Origin of the sequence: Vibrio sp. La 4.2.2 (assembly GCF_027586995.1) — a bacterium.
Lineage (GTDB): Bacteria > Pseudomonadota > Gammaproteobacteria > Enterobacterales > Vibrionaceae > Vibrio > Vibrio mediterranei.
On record NZ_JAPPTJ010000009.1, the window covers coordinates 97,940 to 113,936 of the forward strand.

Sequence of the window (15,997 nt, forward strand, 5' to 3'; positions counted from 1 at the left end):
GTTATTTGGCGTCACCGAGCTTTTATGCAGTTACTCACTCCATAAAGCACAGACAGCAAACATCTGCCCAGCAGATGTTTGCTAATAAATCATTCCTCACCCTTCATCTGTTCATCACGCTTCTTCTGCTTTATTTCTTTACGTCTGCGTTTAAAGAATGCCTGCAATTGATGACGACATTCCTCTTCTAATAACCCAGATTCAACATCGGCATAATGATACGATGCTTGGCTTTCAAACAAGTTCAATACAGTCCCTGCTGCGCCAGCTTTTAAATCTGGTGCACCGAATACAACCCGCTTCACACGACTGTGTAGCAGAGCTCCAGCACACATTGGACAAGGCTCTAGCGTTACATACAATGTCGTATCCAGCAGTCGATAGTTTTCTAGGTTCTGCCCGGCTTTACGAATCACTTGCATCTCAGCATGCGCCGTCGCGTCGTGATTACCGATAGATTGATTCCATCCTTCAGCGATAATCTTCCCACCTCTGACTAATACCGCTCCAACAGGCACTTCACCTTCAGATTCAGCATGATTCGCCAACTCCATCGCGCGTTGCATAAAACGACGGTCTTCATCATTAAATTCAAAGGTCATTTGTTCATCAGTCATGTTTTTCTCGGCTTAATGCTTCTGATAAGTAATCAATTAACGTGCGAACTTTCGAAGTGAGCATTCGGTTCTGTGGGTACAATGCCCAAATACCTTCACGATCACCTCGATATGGAGTCAGCACTTCCACCAGTTCCCCAGCTTCCAAATACGGCTGCACATAGTAATCAGGAAGTTGCACTATGCCTAATCCCTTTAAAGCCGCGTCAACGAGCGCATAACCACTGTTGCATTGAACTCGACCTTCAACGTGAATAAGACGCTCAGACCCTTTTTCATCGAAACGCCAGTACTTTGTTGAACCTCGTAAACAGCTATGCCTTTTCAATTCCGACAGAGTGTGAGGCTCACCATGGTTTTCAAGGTAGGTTGGACTTGCACACACAAACATATGACGGTCGAGTAGTTTTCTGGCCATCATAGAAGAGTCTTCGAGTCGACCAAGACGAACGGCTAGGTCAAATCCTTCTTCCACCAAGTTCATTTTCTGGTTAGACAGAATCAAGTCCAGTTCAATTTGTGGGTGTATCAACAAAAACTCGTGCATCAACGGCGCAAGAACTTGTTCACCAAAGGTGACTGGCGCCGTCATCTTTATTTTACCCTTAGGCGTCGATTGCAACTGAGTAATCGCTAATTCTGCCAACGCTAGTCCATCAACAAGAGGTTTACAGTGTTGATAGTAAGTCGCTCCCACTTCCGTTACCGAAACTTTGCGAGTAGTTCTAACAAATAGCTTTACGCCGAGCTTTTCCTCCAACGCATTTACTCTACGACTAATATTGGCTACTGATGTTGCCAACCTGTCTGCTGCACCAGTAAAACTCTGCGTTTCTACTACTGCTACAAACTCATTGATCCCTTCCCAATTTGCCATTTTAACCCTCACTATTACTTTCATGTAATAGTGTATTTCAATTTATGCTAATTATCATTATTTAAGAAATAAATATACTAGCCCCATCTGATGCAAACGGCGTGAAGTGAACTAGTCTTACTCAAGTTAGCCGTTAGTTAATTTTGTGACCTTGTAATAATAAGGAATAACCATGACTGAACAATTTATCAAATCACGTGCTGCTGTTGCTTGGGGCCCTAACCAACCACTTAAAATGGAAGAAGTGGATGTTATGCTTCCAAAAGCTGGTGAAGTACTCGTAAAAATCGTTGCTACTGGTGTATGTCACACAGATGCATTCACTCTATCTGGCGATGATCCAGAAGGTATTTTCCCAAGCATTCTTGGCCACGAAGGTGGCGGCATTGTAGAAATGGTTGGTGAAGGTGTAACAAGTGTCGAAGTTGGCGACCATGTTATTCCACTTTACACTGCAGAATGTGGCGAATGTAAGTTCTGTAAATCAGGTAAAACTAACCTTTGCCAAGCAGTTCGTGAGACTCAAGGTAAAGGTCTGATGCCAGATGGTACGACTCGTTTCTACAAAGACGGTCAACCAATTTACCACTACATGGGTTGTTCAACTTTCTCTGAATACACTGTACTACCAGAAATTTCTCTGGCTAAAGTAAACAAAGAAGCACCTCTAGAGGAAGTATGTTTACTTGGTTGTGGTGTTACTACCGGTATGGGTGCGGTACTGAACACAGCGAAAGTGGAGAAAGGCGACACTGTTGCTATCTTCGGTCTTGGTGGCATCGGGCTATCAGCTATCATTGGTGCTCGTATGGCTGGCGCTAGCAAAATCATTGGTGTTGACATCAATGAAAGCAAATTCGAGCTTGCTCAGCAACTTGGCGCGACTGACGTGATCAATCCACAAAAATTCGATAAGCCAATTCAAGAAGTAATTATTGAGATGACAGATGGTGGTGTTGATTACTCTTTCGAATGTATCGGCAACGTAAACGTGATGCGTCAAGCACTTGAGTGCTGCCACAAAGGTTGGGGTGAATCCGTTATCATCGGCGTAGCGGGTGCAGGTCAAGAGATCTCAACTCGTCCGTTCCAACTCGTGACTGGTCGCGTATGGCGTGGTAGTGCTTTCGGTGGTGTTAAAGGCCGTAGTGAACTACCAGAAATCGTTAACCGTTACATGGCAGGTGAGTTCGGCTTACAAGAGTTCATCACTCATACCATGCCACTGGAAGATATTAACGAAGCATTCGAATTAATGCACAAAGGCGAAAGTATTCGTACCGTTATTCACTATTAATGATTCAGGGCTCTAGTGTACTAGAGCCCTTGCTTTTAAATTGGGTTGATAGAATGACCATAGAAAATGTAAGCCAAGCCAAAGTATTTGGTGGGTGGCACAAACAATACCATCACCAATCTTCGGCATTAAGCTGCCAGATGAGATTTGCCATCTATTTACCACCAGAAGCGAGCGCTGATAATCCAGTCCCCGTCCTCTACTGGCTTTCAGGTTTAACCTGCACCGACGAAAACTTCATGCAAAAAGCAGGCGCTTTCCGCATGGCGGCAAAACTCGGTATTGCCATTGTCGCACCTGATACTAGCCCTCGCGGTGAAGATGTACCTGATGATGCCGAAGGTGCATACGACTTCGGCTTAGGCGCTGGGTTCTATGTGAATGCCACACAAGCACCCTGGAATCAACACTACCAAATGTACAACTATGTCGTCGATGAGTTGCCATCACTTATCGAACAGCACTTCCCTGTCACGCAGGTTCGATCCATTTCTGGACACAGCATGGGCGGACATGGCGCGCTAACGATTGGATTAAAGAACAGTGATAGATATCGCTCTATTTCGGCATTTAGCCCAATCAGTAATCCAATGAACTGCCCTTGGGGCCAAAAAGCACTGAGTCAGTACCTTGGTAACAATACGGATGACTGGAAACAGTATGACAGTGCTGAGTTGCTTAAAGCTAAGATGGCAACGCTGCCAATTTTAGTAGACCAAGGGGAAGACGACGGATTCCTACAAGAGCAGCTAAAGCCAGAGCTGTTGTTAGCTGCGGCAGAAATTTCTGGTAGTGATATAAAGCTTCGTATGCAGCCTGGTTATGACCACAGCTATTTCTTCATTCAGAGTTTTATTGAAGATCACTTACGCTTTCATGCTGGATTCTTGAAAGACTAAGTTTTAGCTATTACTTAAACTAAAAAGCCCGCCCTTAATAGAAAGGGCGGGCTTTGTTCTAACTTTCTACCAACTTACATTGTATAAGTGTATGGCGCTTGGATACCTAGAGGGATACCTAGTGCCCAGTAAGCTAGCAAGAAGATTGTCCAACCAATTAGCATTGCAATAGAGAACGGCATCATTAGTGACGCAAGCGTACCGATACCCGTCGACTTAACGTAGCGTTGGCAGTAAACCACAACTAGAGGGAAGAATACCATTAGTGGTGAAATGATGTTAGAAACAGAATCACCTACACGGTATGCCGCTTGAGATAGCTCAGGAGAGATACCTACTGCCATTAGCATTGGAACAAGGATAGGACCAATCAGTGCCCACTTCGCAGATGCAGAACCAACAAGCAGGTTTACACACGCTGTTAGCAGAATCATACCAACAATCGTCGCTTCACCAGGAAGGTTCATCGCTTTCAGACCTTCTGCACCATAAAGCGCTAGCATAGTACCAATGTTTGATTGACCAAACGCAGCTAGGAACTGTGCACAGAAGAATGACATTACAATGTACGCACCCATTGTCGCCATTGTGTCAGACATTGCTTTGATTACATCATTGCTGTTTTTGAATGTGCCAGAAACACGTCCATATACGTAACCAGGGATGATAAATAGAATGAAGATTAGAGGAACAATCGACTTCATTAATGGCGCAGAGAACGCAGTGATCTCACCTTCAGGTGAACGCAGTGCCGATGTCTCAGGAATGATCGCTGCGATTAATAGCGCGATACCAGCAACCATTGACCAACCAGCAGCGCGGAACGCTTTAGATTCTGTCTCAGTAAATGTACCTAGGTCAGGTGCTTCTTCTGCATCTTCATCTACAGGTGTATTCGCAAGACGCGGTTCGATGATTTTCTCTGTAACGTACCAACCGATAGCAACAATAATCACTGAAGATAGACCAGTGAAGAAAATGTTTGCTAGAGGGTTAACGATGTACTCAGGATCAAGAACTTGAGCAGAAGTCTGCGTGAAACCAGCAAGTAGTGGGTCGATACCTGAAGGGATAAAGTTCGCAGAGAAACCACCAGATACACCAGCAAATGCTGCTGCAATACCCGCTAATGGGTGACGGCCGGCTGCGTGGAAGATGATACCACCTAGAGGGATAACCAGTACATAACCTGCATCTGCTGCTGTGTGCGATACAATCGCAACAAGAATTAGCATTGGTGTTAGTAGCTTAGCTGGTGTGAAGTTAAGCATCTTCTTAAGGCCTGTAGTAATAAAGCCTGAAGAGTCAGCAACACCAACACCTAGCATCGCAACAAGAACGATACCTAACGGCGCAAAGCCAGTGAAGGTTGTCACCATATTAGCTAAAAAGCTAGCCAGTGCTTCACCAGTAAGTAGGTTATTAACTTCTAGTGCAGTACCTGTACGTGGGTTAATCAGATCAAAACTGACGTTAGATAAAAGTGCTGACGCAACCCAAACAATAACCAGTGCCCAGAAGAAAAGGATAGCAGGATCTGGGATCTTGTTACCTGCTTTCTCAATAAAGTTTAAAAAGCGATCCATTCCACTCGGCTTTGGAGCTGGCGCTTGATTAATCGATTGGTTACTCATGGTAACTCCGTGTGTGATGTTGTTATTTGTTGGTCTCATCGCGCGAGGCGAGAAGATTATATTTGCGTGACCATTTTATTTAAAAAAGATGAAAAGAGTAGATAATTTGGAACTTTTTCCATATTTGTAGACTTATTTTGCAAAAAACACCGACTAACATAACATTTAACCAACATGTTAATGCACAAATGCAAAACAATTATCTAACTAGCACGCAAAAGACCCGATTATATAAACATAGCTTATATTTTCACCACCATCTAAGCGCCTAATGCTTGCGACAATAACGCAAACCTTGGCTATGACTCTCAGTTCATTTACTTAATGGAAAAATGACACGATAGAGGCAAGAGAATTAGTCAAACTCACTAAAGCGGGAAATCTGAGTAACCAGAGCAACATTGCGTTTCACTCCCAATCGATCAACCCAAAATACTTCAACCTCAACCGTCTTGATGTTTCCATTCAGAGCTACTTTCGAGACAGTCCACTTAACATCAAACACTGGATGTGAGTGGTCCTGTCCGTCAACAATATCCGTCATATAATCTGCAACAACTCGATTGGAAACTGAGGAGTCAGCCCCGCGAGTTCGAAACCACTCTAGCTTTGATTCCGCTAATGCTAGCGCTTGAGTACTTCGATAAGCAAAATCTGAGCGCTGCTCCATGTCGACTTGCATTTTCGCCAGACCTAACGCACTAATTCCAAAAAGGCACAATGCGACTAACACTTCAATGATGCTGATGCCACTCTGTTTAAAAATCACGCCACGCCCCCTTCTTCCATAGGTAACTGGAGGATGAAGAACTAGAATGAGTGATGACATCATGATTGTATTGAAAGCTTAAGGAATCTCGGAATAATGCAAGATGTTCTACATTGGAGTAATCAAAAAATGCGCCTCCAGTAATCATAAAACTGCCGTCTTGGTAATAAGCCGCAAGTGATTGATCTTCAGGAAAGTGTGTCGTAATACTGTCGCTTATTCCTAACTGTTGCCATTGCTCAATTGAAGGTTCAAAGTCTTGATTGAAATGAAACAAAACACCTTTAATGCTTGCTGCGCCTTGCATCGCAAATATACCTTCATGAACTAGTAACGTAATGCCGTCACTCGCTTCCGATAGCACTTTAATATCTGCTAAGTAATCATCCGATATGACACATGAGCCATTTATCCAAAGATGTAAGTTATTCTGTCGGAGCTGCTGGAGTATCTCTTCTCCACAGTTTTTCCGTTCCCAAAGGCCTTCTGCCGTTTGAGTTTCTAGGTTTATCTCTCTAAACATGCCGTTAGTTCTCACCGCATCATGTTGATGACGAGGAACACCGAAAAAATCTTCAAATACGCTAAGCTGGCCATCTTGAACAAAATCGTTAGCAAAACATTTGGGATCTGAAGAAGAGCTGCAATCACCGACGACAGTAGTTAAGTGCTCCTGCAAACACTTCTTATGACTCATAAACTCTTCACTAGGCACTGGACCATCACTCAATCCGCGATTAATTAATGAACCTTTTACTGAAAGATGACCTTTGAAGCGAAATGCCGCACATTCCCAGCCTTCATCCTCTTCCATACCAGGATCCGGCGTATTGATCACCAAGGACGATTTGATTTTAATGCTCGCAGAAGTTTGTATTGCCCCTGACTTTAATTTGGAAGTTGCTAAAGCAAAACGCCGGCTGATAGTCTGGTTTCCTGATGTCGCTGAAGCCACCACATCACCAGTTATGCTGTCTGACCACAATTTTGTTGTCACTGATAATGTGTCATCGCAAACCTGAATGCTTGCAGGGATTTTCTGCGAAGGGAAATACTGAGCGATCGCGCATTCCACACCACCTTCAGCGAGCCAGAAAGACTTTCGAGAGGTAATTTCGTTTTGTGCACGCTTGATCTCGTAAAATGTCGTCTTATACATACCAATAAACAACATCAAAGCCAAACTCAGCAATATTGAAGTCATCATTAAAGTGATCGCTCCTAACTGATGTCCGACTCTCATTGACCATTCCTCACCATGAAGTCTCGATAAATGGATGCGGTAACAGAAGGTTTTGCTCTTAAGTGTCCTTCCATCTCCAATTTAAGGTACTGATTGGTGCTACTCGAAGAGCCCACTTCATCGCTTATTAGCTCAAAGCGTGAAATCGCCACCAAGTTTGGTTCGAATACGGATGTACATCCCGAGACGAAGGAAAAACTAATGTCTCTTGCCCCCGATGCCAAACTTGAAACTGAACGGCAAATCTTCAGTTTTTGGTTATCAGCATCAAATTGCCACACTACATTTTCAATTGGTTTGGCCACACTAGGGTCTCTGTCGTCCCAATAAGCATATTGAACCGACATGCCATTGTTGGATACGTATACAGTCTGTGTTGAACCTTGAGGATTCAGCGTCGCATTATTAAAGCCATCTGCACCAGAGCGTATAAGGTCATTTTGAACTCGCCGTGCTGTTGTTGACAGCGCTTGCTGAAGAATAAGTAACTGCGAGCGCTCGATAACATGACGTTGGATAGACATATAGAAGGTAACAAGTGCCGATAGCACTAACGTACTCAGAGCCATTGCAATGACAAGCTCTATCAACATGAGTCCACGTACGAGATTAGGGGCACTTCTCATTTAGGACAGGCTCCAAAGCCAAACTGGATCTCGCCAACATCACATACAATCACTCGACCAGAAACACTGTGAGTCCGAATATTGATATAAGACTCCTCATCACTGTAGGGTTGTAATTTGATAGTGCCATTAGACAGGGCCATTCCCGTCAAATTATCAAACTTAATCAGATGGTTAGAATGATTGAGTGACAACCCAATGCCTTTAAACACCTCGCCTTTTATTTGCCGCAACAACCTGGCATCGGGATCATTAATATCAACACGATTAGTAACTTCAACACTCCAGTGCTCAGTTTCTGGATGCTCTGAGAGCCCCGAAAAGTGAACCCATAGCGGCGTATTCTGTACAATCGACTCGGCCTTTGTTTGCATTAACAGAGCATATAGCTCATTAGCGGCTCGCGTTGCTTTGAGTTTCTTAGAAGCGTCTTGAAAGGTAGGAGCTACAGCAGAAAGCAGAGCACCAAGAACCGCTATCGCAATAACCAACTCAAAGAGTGAGAAGCCGCGAGATCTTTCCCAAAAAAGAATGAAACCACCTACAAATGACGACTAAGACTTGCGTTAAATTTAGCAGCCACGAAAACTATTAAAGTAAATGAAATGAGTTATTTAGGGCTAGGGAGAAAAATGAAATGCAATAAAAGTAACAGGCTTCAATGTGGTTTAACCTTGGTCGAGGTTGCTATTACTTTAGCCATACTTGCAGTGACCACAGGTATTGCTTACCCAAGTTACCTGCAACAAGTTAGGAAGAGTCATCGTATGGTAGCGCTGAGCGATATGCTCGCTATTCAACACGAACTAGAACGCCGCTATGACAACGGCTATCATTTCGAACAAATCGTTTCTGCCGGCACTTGTTCGATCTGTGACTCACAAACGACGCGATATCGGTTTGAAATAACTACTGGCAGCACCGTTGCCTACATCATTAAGGCAACGGCTCAATCATCACAACAACAAACGAAAGATAGCTGTCTGGATGATGATAAGTCGATGACATTAAACGCCTTAGGTGTGACCACCCCTGCAGCGTGTTGGGGGCAATAAAAAAGCTCGCGACTGGTCGCGAGCTTTAGCAATAGTTTGAATAATCTTAACTTGTTAGATCATCAAAGAACTTTTTAACGCCATTGAAGAAACCTTCTGATTTAGGCTTATGCTTATTAGCAGCATCACCACCGCATGACTCTTCAAATTCACGTAGTAGCTCTTTTTGACGGGAACTTAGCTTAACTGGTGTTTCAACTACAAGCTTCACGATAAGGTCACCCACACCGCCGCCTCGAACGCCTTTCACGCCTTTACCGCGCATACGGAACATGCGTCCTGTTTGGGTTTCTTCTGGCACTTTAAGGCTTACACGACCATCAAGGGTAGGTACTTCCACTTCGCCGCCTAATGCCGCTTGAGCAAAGCTCACAGGTACTTCACAGTATAGGTTGTTGCCTTCACGTTCAAAGATGTGATGCTCTTTCACGTGCACTTGAACGTACAAATCACCTGCTGGTGCGCCATGCTCTCCCGCTTCACCTTCGCCAGATAGACGAATGCGATCGCCGGTATCTACGCCAGCTGGAATCTTAACATTAAGTGTCTTAGTCTTCTGAATACGACCTTGGCCATGACAGCTATTACAAGGGTCTTTGATGATCTTACCTTGCCCATGACAAGTAGGACAGGTTTGCTGAACCGCAAAGAAGCCTTGACGCATTTGAACTTGACCGTGTCCATGACAGGTACCACAAGTTTGTGGCGAAGAGCCTTTCTTCGCGCCGCTGCCGTCACAAGTCTCACACTCAACGAGCGTTGGAACTTCAATCTCCTTAGAGATACCACGAACCGCTTCTTCCAGTGACAGTTCCATGTTGTAACGTAGATCAGCACCACGCTGTGCACGACTCCCACCACCACGGCGACCACCGCCAAAGATATCACCGAATACATCACCGAAGATATCACCAAAATCAGCACCAGCGCCACCAAAGCCGCCACCGCCCATACCACCCTGTTCAAAGGCTGCATGACCATACTGATCGTAAGCCGCTTTCTTTTGCGGCTCGGTAAGAATTTCGTACGCTTCTTTTACTTCTTTGAATTTCTCAGCAGCGGCTTCATCACCCTGGTTTCTATCTGGGTGATACTTCATCGCAAGACGCTTGTACGCCTTCTTGATGTCGCGCTCTGATGCGTCACGATCAACGCCTAATACTTCGTAAAAATCACGTTTTGACATATTGCTTGTTACCAATTACTTCGACAAACAGCCCGACGCTGTTTGGGGATTGTATCGTTCTAGATAAAGATTGGTGTCCTTATCTAGAGCGACATGACTCTCGTAAACTCACTGTTTACAAATTTGCGGGCGTAAAGGTTACCCCAAACGCCCGCATAAATCACTTTTCGAGAATCCAGTTCACTGAATTCTCTAAGCTATAAAGTTCAAGCTCAAGGAGGAAACGCGCAATTTGCTTAGTCTTCATAGAGAAAGTGCAAATGAGCATTTCCGACGCCGAGATTGGGCTTTATAGCGACGAGAAATTATTTTTTCTCGTCTTTTACTTCTTCGAACTCAGCATCAACAACATCGTCGTCTTGCTTAGGCTGTTCACCAGCTTCAGCGCCCGCACCTTGTGCTTGAGCTTGCTGTTGTGCGATTTCCATTAGCTTCTGAGCCGCTGCCATTAGCGCTTGAACTTTCGCGTCAATCGCTTCTTTGTCTTCGCCTTTACGAGCTTCTTCTAGCTCAGTGATTGCTGCTTCGATCTTCTCTTTCTCTTCTGCAGGTAGCGCTTCACCAGCTTCTTCTACTTGCTTACGAGTACCGTGAATCATTTGGTCTGCTTGGTTACGTGCAGCTGCTAGCTCTTCGAACTTCTTGTCCGCTTCTTTGTTAGCTTCTGCTTCTTGAACCATTTTCTCGATGTCTTCATCGCTCAGACCACCAGACGCTTGGATAGTGATCTTCTGCTCTTTACCAGTCGACTTGTCTTTCGCAGATACGTGTAGGATACCGTCCGCATCTAGGTCGAAAGTTACTTCGATTTGAGGCATACCACGAGGTGCAGCTTGAATGCCTTCTAGGTTGAATTGACCTAGAGACTTGTTGTACATCGCTTGCTTACGCTCACCTTGAAGAACGTGGATAGTTACCGCGTTCTGGTTGTCTTCTGCTGTAGAGAAAACTTGGTTCGCTTTCGTTGGGATAGTTGTGTTCTTCTCAACTAGCTTAGTCATTACGCCGCCCATAGTCTCGATACCTAGAGACAGAGGAGTAACGTCTAGTAGAAGTACGTCTTTCACATCACCAGCTAGTACACCACCTTGAACTGCAGCACCCATTGCTACTGCTTCATCTGGGTTCACGTCACGGCGAGCTTCTTTACCGAAGAACTCAGCCACTTTCGCTTGAACCATAGGCATACGAGTTTGACCACCAACTAGGATCACGTCGTTGATGTCGCTTACTGATAGGTCTGCATCAGCTAGAGCAACTTTTAGTGGCTCAAGAGAACGTTGTACTAGGTCTTCAACTAGAGATTCTAGTTTCGCACGAGTCACTTTTACGTTCATGTGCTTAGGACCAGTTGCATCCGCAGTAACGTAAGGTAGGTTTACGTCAGTTTGAGAAGTAGAAGAAAGCTCGATTTTCGCTTTTTCTGCTGCTTCTTTAACACGCTGCATTGCTAGAGGGTCGTTCTTAAGATCGATGCCTTGCTCTTTCTTGAACTCTTCAACTAGGTAGTTGATCATGCGGTTATCGAAGTCTTCACCACCAAGGTGCGTGTCACCGTTAGTTGCTAGAACTTCAAATGTCTTCTCGCCTTCAACTTCGTCAATCTCAATGATAGAGATATCGAATGTACCACCACCAAGGTCGTAAACTGCGATAGTGCGGTCGCCGCCTTTCTTGTCTAGACCGTAAGCAAGTGCTGCTGCTGTTGGTTCGTTGATGATACGTTTAACTTCTAGACCTGCGATACGACCAGCATCTTTAGTTGCTTGACGCTGTGCATCGTTAAAGTAAGCAGGAACTGTGATAACTGCACCAGTTACTTCCTCACCAAGGAAGTCTTCAGCAGTTTTCTTCATTTTCTTAAGTACTTCAGCAGATACTTGAGGAGCCGCCATTTGTTGGCCTTTTGCTTCTACCCATGCATCACCGTTGTCTGCCTTAACAATTTTGTAAGGCATGATTTCGATATCACGCTGAACTTCTTCGTCTTCAAAACGACGACCGATTAGACGCTTAATAGCAAATAGCGTGTTCTCTGGGTTTGTAACTGCTTGACGTTTTGCAGGTTGACCTACTAGCGTTTCGCCGTCTGTATAAGCGATAACCGATGCGGTTGTGCGCTCACCTTCAGCATTTTCGATTACGCGTGGTTTGTCGCCATCTAGAACAGCAACACAAGAGTTAGTAGTACCTAAGTCAATACCAATGATTTTACCCATCAGGCTATCTCCGAATAAATTCTATTGTTTCGTTTGCAAGCTCCAGTATGGAGCATTGAGCCGGCAATACACCCGCTCGCAATAGGTTTGTTTTATGTATGAACCTTAAATAAGGGCTGCAAAATGCTTTTCAAGGGAGGAAGGTAAAAAAAATTAAGTTTTTTACCGAAGAAATTAGAAACTGTCTATAAAAGGGACAACTAACTCTTTGAAAGCATGGATATCCATAAAAAAAGCGGAACCTTTGAGGCTCCGCTTTGCAAATCGTTAAATAAGGTGATTAGACACGGCTTTCAGTAAGTTGAGCTTCTGAACCTTGCTCAACATCAAGCTCATTTTCGCTGCCCGCTACAATCGTATTCACTGCAGTATCACCAACAACGTTAGAACTTGTACAGAACATATCATTAATACGGTCAACCGCGGCAACAATAGCTAGACCTTCTGGCGGCAAACCTAGTTGGTGCAGGATAACGCCGATCATGACAACGCCGCCACCAGGAACACCACCAGCACCAATAGAAAGTAGTAGAACTGTGAAACCTAGTGTAAATAGGTCACTCATTTGAATTGGCTGACCAAACGCGTTGGCGATAAAAATAGTTGCGATAGCAATATAAATAGACGCTCCTGCCATGTTCATCGTTGCACCTAGTGGAACACCAAAACCAGCTACCGATTTAGACACACCAATTTTGTCAGTCAAAGTACGCATCGTTACTGGAATCGTAGCGTTCGAACTTGCTGTTGATAGTGAGAACAGTACCTGCTCACGAGTCGCACGAATAAACTGTGAAGGAGTCATCTTGGTTGTTGCACCCACCATTAATGGATACACAACAAAAATCCAAAGCACAAGGATACCAACAACCAGTGCCACATAACCTGCCACTGAAGCTAGCGTACCAGCATCTAGAGTTGCACCTAGTTGAATCATTAGAGCAAACACACCATAAGGAGCAAGACTCATGACTAGACCAATGAGCTTCATCATGATGTCGTTCGCTACTTTGAACGCATTCACAGCAGGACCGCCCTTCTTATCCAATGCTTGGATGGCAAGACCTGTCAAAATCGCCATGAAGATGATTTGCAGCATATCGCCATTTGCAAACGCCTGAATTGGATTGCTTGGAACGATATTAGTGATCATTGAGAAGATATCTGGTGTTGTGGTTGACGTAATCTCAACGGCTTGAGCTACTGTACCACCAAGGTTTGCACCAGCACCCGGCTGAACAATCATACCGATTGCTAACGCAAAAGTGATAGCGACTACAGTATTAAGAATATAAAGCGCAAAAGTTTTACCGCCTAAACGGCCAAAAGAGTTGATGTCTTTAAGTTCTACGATACCGCAGACAATAGAAACGTATACGAGTGGAACAACAAGCAGTTTGATAAGCGAGACGAACATGCCGCCCACACCTTCAGCAAAACCAAGTAGGTATTGGTCAAAAATGCTGACACCTGCGAATAAGTATTGAATAGCTGTACCAATTAGCAGGCCAGCAAATAGACCTATAAAGATCTTTTGGGATAGTGATTTATTCATTCATAAACTCCAGAATGTTGTGTTTAGTCCCTGTGTTTTTATAGTTATTTACTTTCTTATTAGTAGAAAGCTCAGGGCATCTTACAGATCTGAAGCTCAAAATAAAGCATTAATTTTACATTTTGTTATCCAAAATTTAAAATACTATCACCTATTTTTTCAAAGGTTATTAGAATAAATAACCAAAAAAAATGAAGCCCATAAGGCTTCATTTCTCTATAAATCAAAAACAAGCGGGATAAACCTCTAGTGTCAATCCCTAACTGTTTGCTTGTTATTTAGACACCATTACCATAGCTGGTCTGATCACGCGGCCATTTAGCTCGTAACCCTTTTGCATAACAAACATTACGGTATTAGGTTCATGATCAGCACTTTCCTGAATAGACATCGCTTGGTGCAGCTCTGGATTGAACGCTTCACCTTCAGGGTTAATTTCTTTCAAGCCAAATTTAGCTACCACATCAACGAACGTTTTGTGAGTTAGCTCTACGCCTTCAACAATCGGTTTTACCGCTTCATTCTCTGTGTCAGCAGCAGCGATAGCGCGCTCAAGGTTATCAATTACCGGAAGCAACTCTTCAGCAAACTTATTCAGTGCATATTTACGTGCTTTATCGATCTCTTGTTCTGTGCGGCGACGCATGTTCTCAACGTCTGCTTTTGCACGAAGCACAGCATCTTGCTGCTCTTTTACTTTCGATTCACTCGCTAGCAAAGCTGCTTCTAGTTGAGCAATTTTCGATTCTTGAATATCTTGCTCGGATTCTTCGTTCCACTCAACATCAGCGTCAGAACCAACTACATCAGCGTCAGCTTGCTTCGCTTCCGCTTCTTGCGTGTGCAGCTCTTCTTGGTTTACCTTATTTTCTTCGTTGCTCATGGTTTCTCCGGAATACTCAATTCAAGGCAATGTAGAATATGACTTGCCCATAAAACTTGGATCAAAATCATACCAAACACTGCATATATACATACTTTGGGTATATTATGGGGATGAAGATTTGTGATTCAAGCACTATTAGTTTGGAAGTGATATGAAAAAACCCTTTGAGGTGATCGCCATCATAGGCAAACCAAGAGCACAGAAAGCCGTTCAGACCCATAAAGAACTGTTTCACTGGCTCACCTCTAAAGGCTACAAAGTATTGGTGGACGACCGGCTTATCGACATTCTCGTCGATATCCCACGACAACACTTTTTTAGCCTAGTCCGTATTGGACGTGAAGCTGATCTCGCCATTGTGGTTGGAGGTGACGGTAACATGCTCGGAGCAGCACGAGTTCTCTCGCGCTTCGATGTTGCAGTTATTGGCGTCAATAGAGGTAGCTTAGGGTTTTTGACCGATTTAAATCCAGAAGGGTTTGAAACCTCTCTTGAAGCCGTACTTCAAGGGGAATTTCGTGAAGAAGAGCGCTTTCTTCTTGAAGCCGAAATTCACCGTCATGGCCAGATAAAGAGTCATAATGCCGCTCTCAACGAAGCAGTCCTTCACCCAGGACAAGTCGCACATATGATCGAGTTTGAGGTATACATAGATGATACCTTTGCATTTAGCCAACGCTCTGATGGGCTAATCGTTTCTACACCAACGGGTTCAACAGCCTATTCGCTTTCAGGAGGCGGCCCTATTCTGTCCGCAAACCTAAATGCGATTTCGCTGGTGCCGATGTTTCCTCACACTCTCTCTAGTCGCCCTTTGGTTGTCGATGCAAACTGTCGCATTAAGCTGATTGTCTCCCCCGATAACCGAGGCACTCAAGAAGTCAGTTGTGACGGGCAAATCTCCTTACCTGTCTCACCAGGTGACGAGATTCATATTTACCAAAGCCCGAATCGCCTGAAACTGATTCACCCTAAAGACTATAGCTATTACCACGTCCTAAGAAACAAGCTTGGCTGGTCAAGCAAATTGTTTTAAAAATCATATTGATGAACCCCAGCACATAATGCTGGGGTTTTCGTATCTAGCGTTAACATTGACGACAAATTCAACAACAGTGCGTTCAATCACATAAA

At 44.2% G+C, this 15,997-nt stretch carries 15 protein-coding genes; 4 read left to right on the forward strand and 11 right to left on the reverse strand.

Going from position 1 to position 15,997, the window contains the following annotated elements; genetic code table 11:
* Positions 1-89: 89 nt before the first annotated feature.
* Positions 90-617, reverse strand: a complete 528-nt coding sequence (gene tadA / locus OH456_RS19580) for a tRNA adenosine(34) deaminase TadA (RefSeq protein ID WP_270034082.1) — start codon at positions 615-617, stop codon at positions 90-92.
* Complete coding sequence (locus tag OH456_RS19585; RefSeq protein ID WP_006072497.1) at positions 610-1,494, reverse strand: LysR family transcriptional regulator; 885 nt, start codon at positions 1,492-1,494, stop codon at positions 610-612. The genes tadA and OH456_RS19585 overlap by 8 nt, the downstream gene beginning before the upstream one ends.
* Positions 1,495-1,666: 172 nt before the next feature.
* Here OH456_RS19585 and OH456_RS19590 point away from each other — a divergent pair, with 172 nt between their 5' ends.
* Both OH456_RS19590 and fghA read left to right on the forward strand, forming a co-directional pair.
* Positions 1,667-2,791 carry an S-(hydroxymethyl)glutathione dehydrogenase/class III alcohol dehydrogenase gene (locus OH456_RS19590; protein ID WP_006072498.1) on the forward strand — a complete coding sequence of 375 codons (1,125 nt, stop codon included), beginning with the start codon at positions 1,667-1,669 and terminating at the stop codon, positions 2,789-2,791.
* A 53-nt stretch (positions 2,792-2,844) separates the two neighbouring features.
* Positions 2,845-3,690: an S-formylglutathione hydrolase gene (gene fghA, locus OH456_RS19595; protein WP_038228008.1), complete on the forward strand. Its 846-nt coding sequence runs from the start codon at positions 2,845-2,847 to the stop codon at positions 3,688-3,690.
* A 74-nt stretch (positions 3,691-3,764) separates the two neighbouring features.
* Here fghA and OH456_RS19600 read toward each other — a convergent pair whose 3' ends face one another.
* The 5 genes from OH456_RS19600 to OH456_RS19620 form a co-directional block, all read right to left on the reverse strand.
* Positions 3,765-5,324, reverse strand: a complete 1,560-nt coding sequence (locus tag OH456_RS19600; protein WP_006072502.1) for an AbgT family transporter — start codon at positions 5,322-5,324, stop codon at positions 3,765-3,767.
* Between the two features lie 355 nt (positions 5,325-5,679).
* Entirely contained in the window at positions 5,680-6,093 is a 414-nt protein-coding gene (locus OH456_RS19605; protein WP_270034083.1) for a type IV pilus modification PilV family protein, read from the reverse strand.
* Positions 6,083-7,336 carry a hypothetical protein gene (locus OH456_RS19610; protein ID WP_270034084.1) on the reverse strand — a complete coding sequence of 418 codons (1,254 nt, stop codon included), beginning with the start codon at positions 7,334-7,336 and terminating at the stop codon, positions 6,083-6,085. Before OH456_RS19610 ends, OH456_RS19605 begins: the two co-directional genes overlap by 11 nt.
* Positions 7,333-7,962 carry a PilW family protein gene (locus tag OH456_RS19615; protein WP_270034085.1) on the reverse strand — a complete coding sequence of 210 codons (630 nt, stop codon included), beginning with the start codon at positions 7,960-7,962 and terminating at the stop codon, positions 7,333-7,335. Before OH456_RS19615 ends, OH456_RS19610 begins: the two co-directional genes overlap by 4 nt.
* The gene (locus OH456_RS19620) at positions 7,959-8,495 is read right to left on the reverse strand and encodes a GspH/FimT family pseudopilin (protein ID WP_270034099.1); all 537 of its coding nucleotides are present in this window, start codon (positions 8,493-8,495) and stop codon (positions 7,959-7,961) included. Before OH456_RS19620 ends, OH456_RS19615 begins: the two co-directional genes overlap by 4 nt.
* 99 nt (positions 8,496-8,594) lie before the next feature.
* On the opposite strand from OH456_RS19620, the gene OH456_RS19625 reads away from it, so the two are divergent.
* A complete protein-coding gene (locus tag OH456_RS19625) occupies positions 8,595-9,017 on the forward strand; it encodes a type IV pilin protein (protein ID WP_270034086.1) in 423 nt (140 codons plus the stop codon).
* Positions 9,018-9,063: 46 nt separating this feature from the next.
* On the opposite strand, the gene dnaJ is transcribed toward OH456_RS19625, so the two are convergent.
* The 4 genes from dnaJ to grpE all read right to left on the reverse strand — a co-directional run bounded on the left by dnaJ (position 9,064) and on the right by grpE (position 14,860).
* Positions 9,064-10,203 (reverse strand): molecular chaperone DnaJ, encoded by a 1,140-nt coding sequence (gene dnaJ, locus OH456_RS19630; protein WP_006072513.1) that lies wholly within the window; start codon positions 10,201-10,203, stop codon positions 9,064-9,066.
* A gap of 305 nt (positions 10,204-10,508) precedes the next feature.
* Positions 10,509-12,422, reverse strand: coding sequence for a molecular chaperone DnaK (gene dnaK, locus OH456_RS19635; protein ID WP_006072514.1), 1,914 nt, complete (start codon positions 12,420-12,422; stop codon positions 10,509-10,511).
* A gap of 280 nt (positions 12,423-12,702) precedes the next feature.
* Positions 12,703-13,977: a dicarboxylate/amino acid:cation symporter gene (locus OH456_RS19640; RefSeq protein ID WP_198558204.1), complete on the reverse strand. Its 1,275-nt coding sequence runs from the start codon at positions 13,975-13,977 to the stop codon at positions 12,703-12,705.
* Positions 13,978-14,251: 274 nt separating this feature from the next.
* Complete coding sequence (gene grpE, locus OH456_RS19645; RefSeq protein WP_006072516.1) at positions 14,252-14,860, reverse strand: nucleotide exchange factor GrpE; 609 nt, start codon at positions 14,858-14,860, stop codon at positions 14,252-14,254.
* A gap of 154 nt (positions 14,861-15,014) precedes the next feature.
* Between grpE and nadK the strand changes: the two genes are divergently transcribed.
* Positions 15,015-15,899, forward strand: coding sequence for an NAD(+) kinase (nadK, locus tag OH456_RS19650; protein ID WP_006072517.1), 885 nt, complete (start codon positions 15,015-15,017; stop codon positions 15,897-15,899).
* The last annotated feature ends 98 nt before the right edge of the window (positions 15,900-15,997 follow it).

What these genes read in the sequence shown, in the direction of transcription:
- tadA (WP_270034082.1), bottom strand. Translation starts at nt 617, where the DNA reads ATGACTGATGAACAAATGACCTTTGAATTTAATGATGAAGACCGTCGT.
- OH456_RS19585 (WP_006072497.1), bottom strand. Translation starts at nt 1,494, where the DNA reads ATGGCAAATTGGGAAGGGATCAATGAGTTTGTAGCAGTAGTAGAAACG.
- OH456_RS19590 (WP_006072498.1), top strand. Translation starts at nt 1,667, where the DNA reads ATGACTGAACAATTTATCAAATCACGTGCTGCTGTTGCTTGGGGCCCT.
- fghA (WP_038228008.1), top strand. Translation starts at nt 2,845, where the DNA reads ATGACCATAGAAAATGTAAGCCAAGCCAAAGTATTTGGTGGGTGGCAC.
- OH456_RS19600 (WP_006072502.1), bottom strand. Translation starts at nt 5,324, where the DNA reads ATGAGTAACCAATCGATTAATCAAGCGCCAGCTCCAAAGCCGAGTGGA.
- OH456_RS19610 (WP_270034084.1), bottom strand. Translation starts at nt 7,336, where the DNA reads ATGAGAGTCGGACATCAGTTAGGAGCGATCACTTTAATGATGACTTCA.
- OH456_RS19615 (WP_270034085.1), bottom strand. Translation starts at nt 7,962, where the DNA reads ATGAGAAGTGCCCCTAATCTCGTACGTGGACTCATGTTGATAGAGCTT.
- OH456_RS19625 (WP_270034086.1), top strand. Translation starts at nt 8,595, where the DNA reads ATGAAATGCAATAAAAGTAACAGGCTTCAATGTGGTTTAACCTTGGTC.
- dnaJ (WP_006072513.1), bottom strand. Translation starts at nt 10,203, where the DNA reads ATGTCAAAACGTGATTTTTACGAAGTATTAGGCGTTGATCGTGACGCA.
- dnaK (WP_006072514.1), bottom strand. Translation starts at nt 12,422, where the DNA reads ATGGGTAAAATCATTGGTATTGACTTAGGTACTACTAACTCTTGTGTT.
- OH456_RS19640 (WP_198558204.1), bottom strand. Translation starts at nt 13,977, where the DNA reads ATGAATAAATCACTATCCCAAAAGATCTTTATAGGTCTATTTGCTGGC.
- grpE (WP_006072516.1), bottom strand. Translation starts at nt 14,860, where the DNA reads ATGAGCAACGAAGAAAATAAGGTAAACCAAGAAGAGCTGCACACGCAA.
- nadK (WP_006072517.1), top strand. Translation starts at nt 15,015, where the DNA reads ATGAAAAAACCCTTTGAGGTGATCGCCATCATAGGCAAACCAAGAGCA.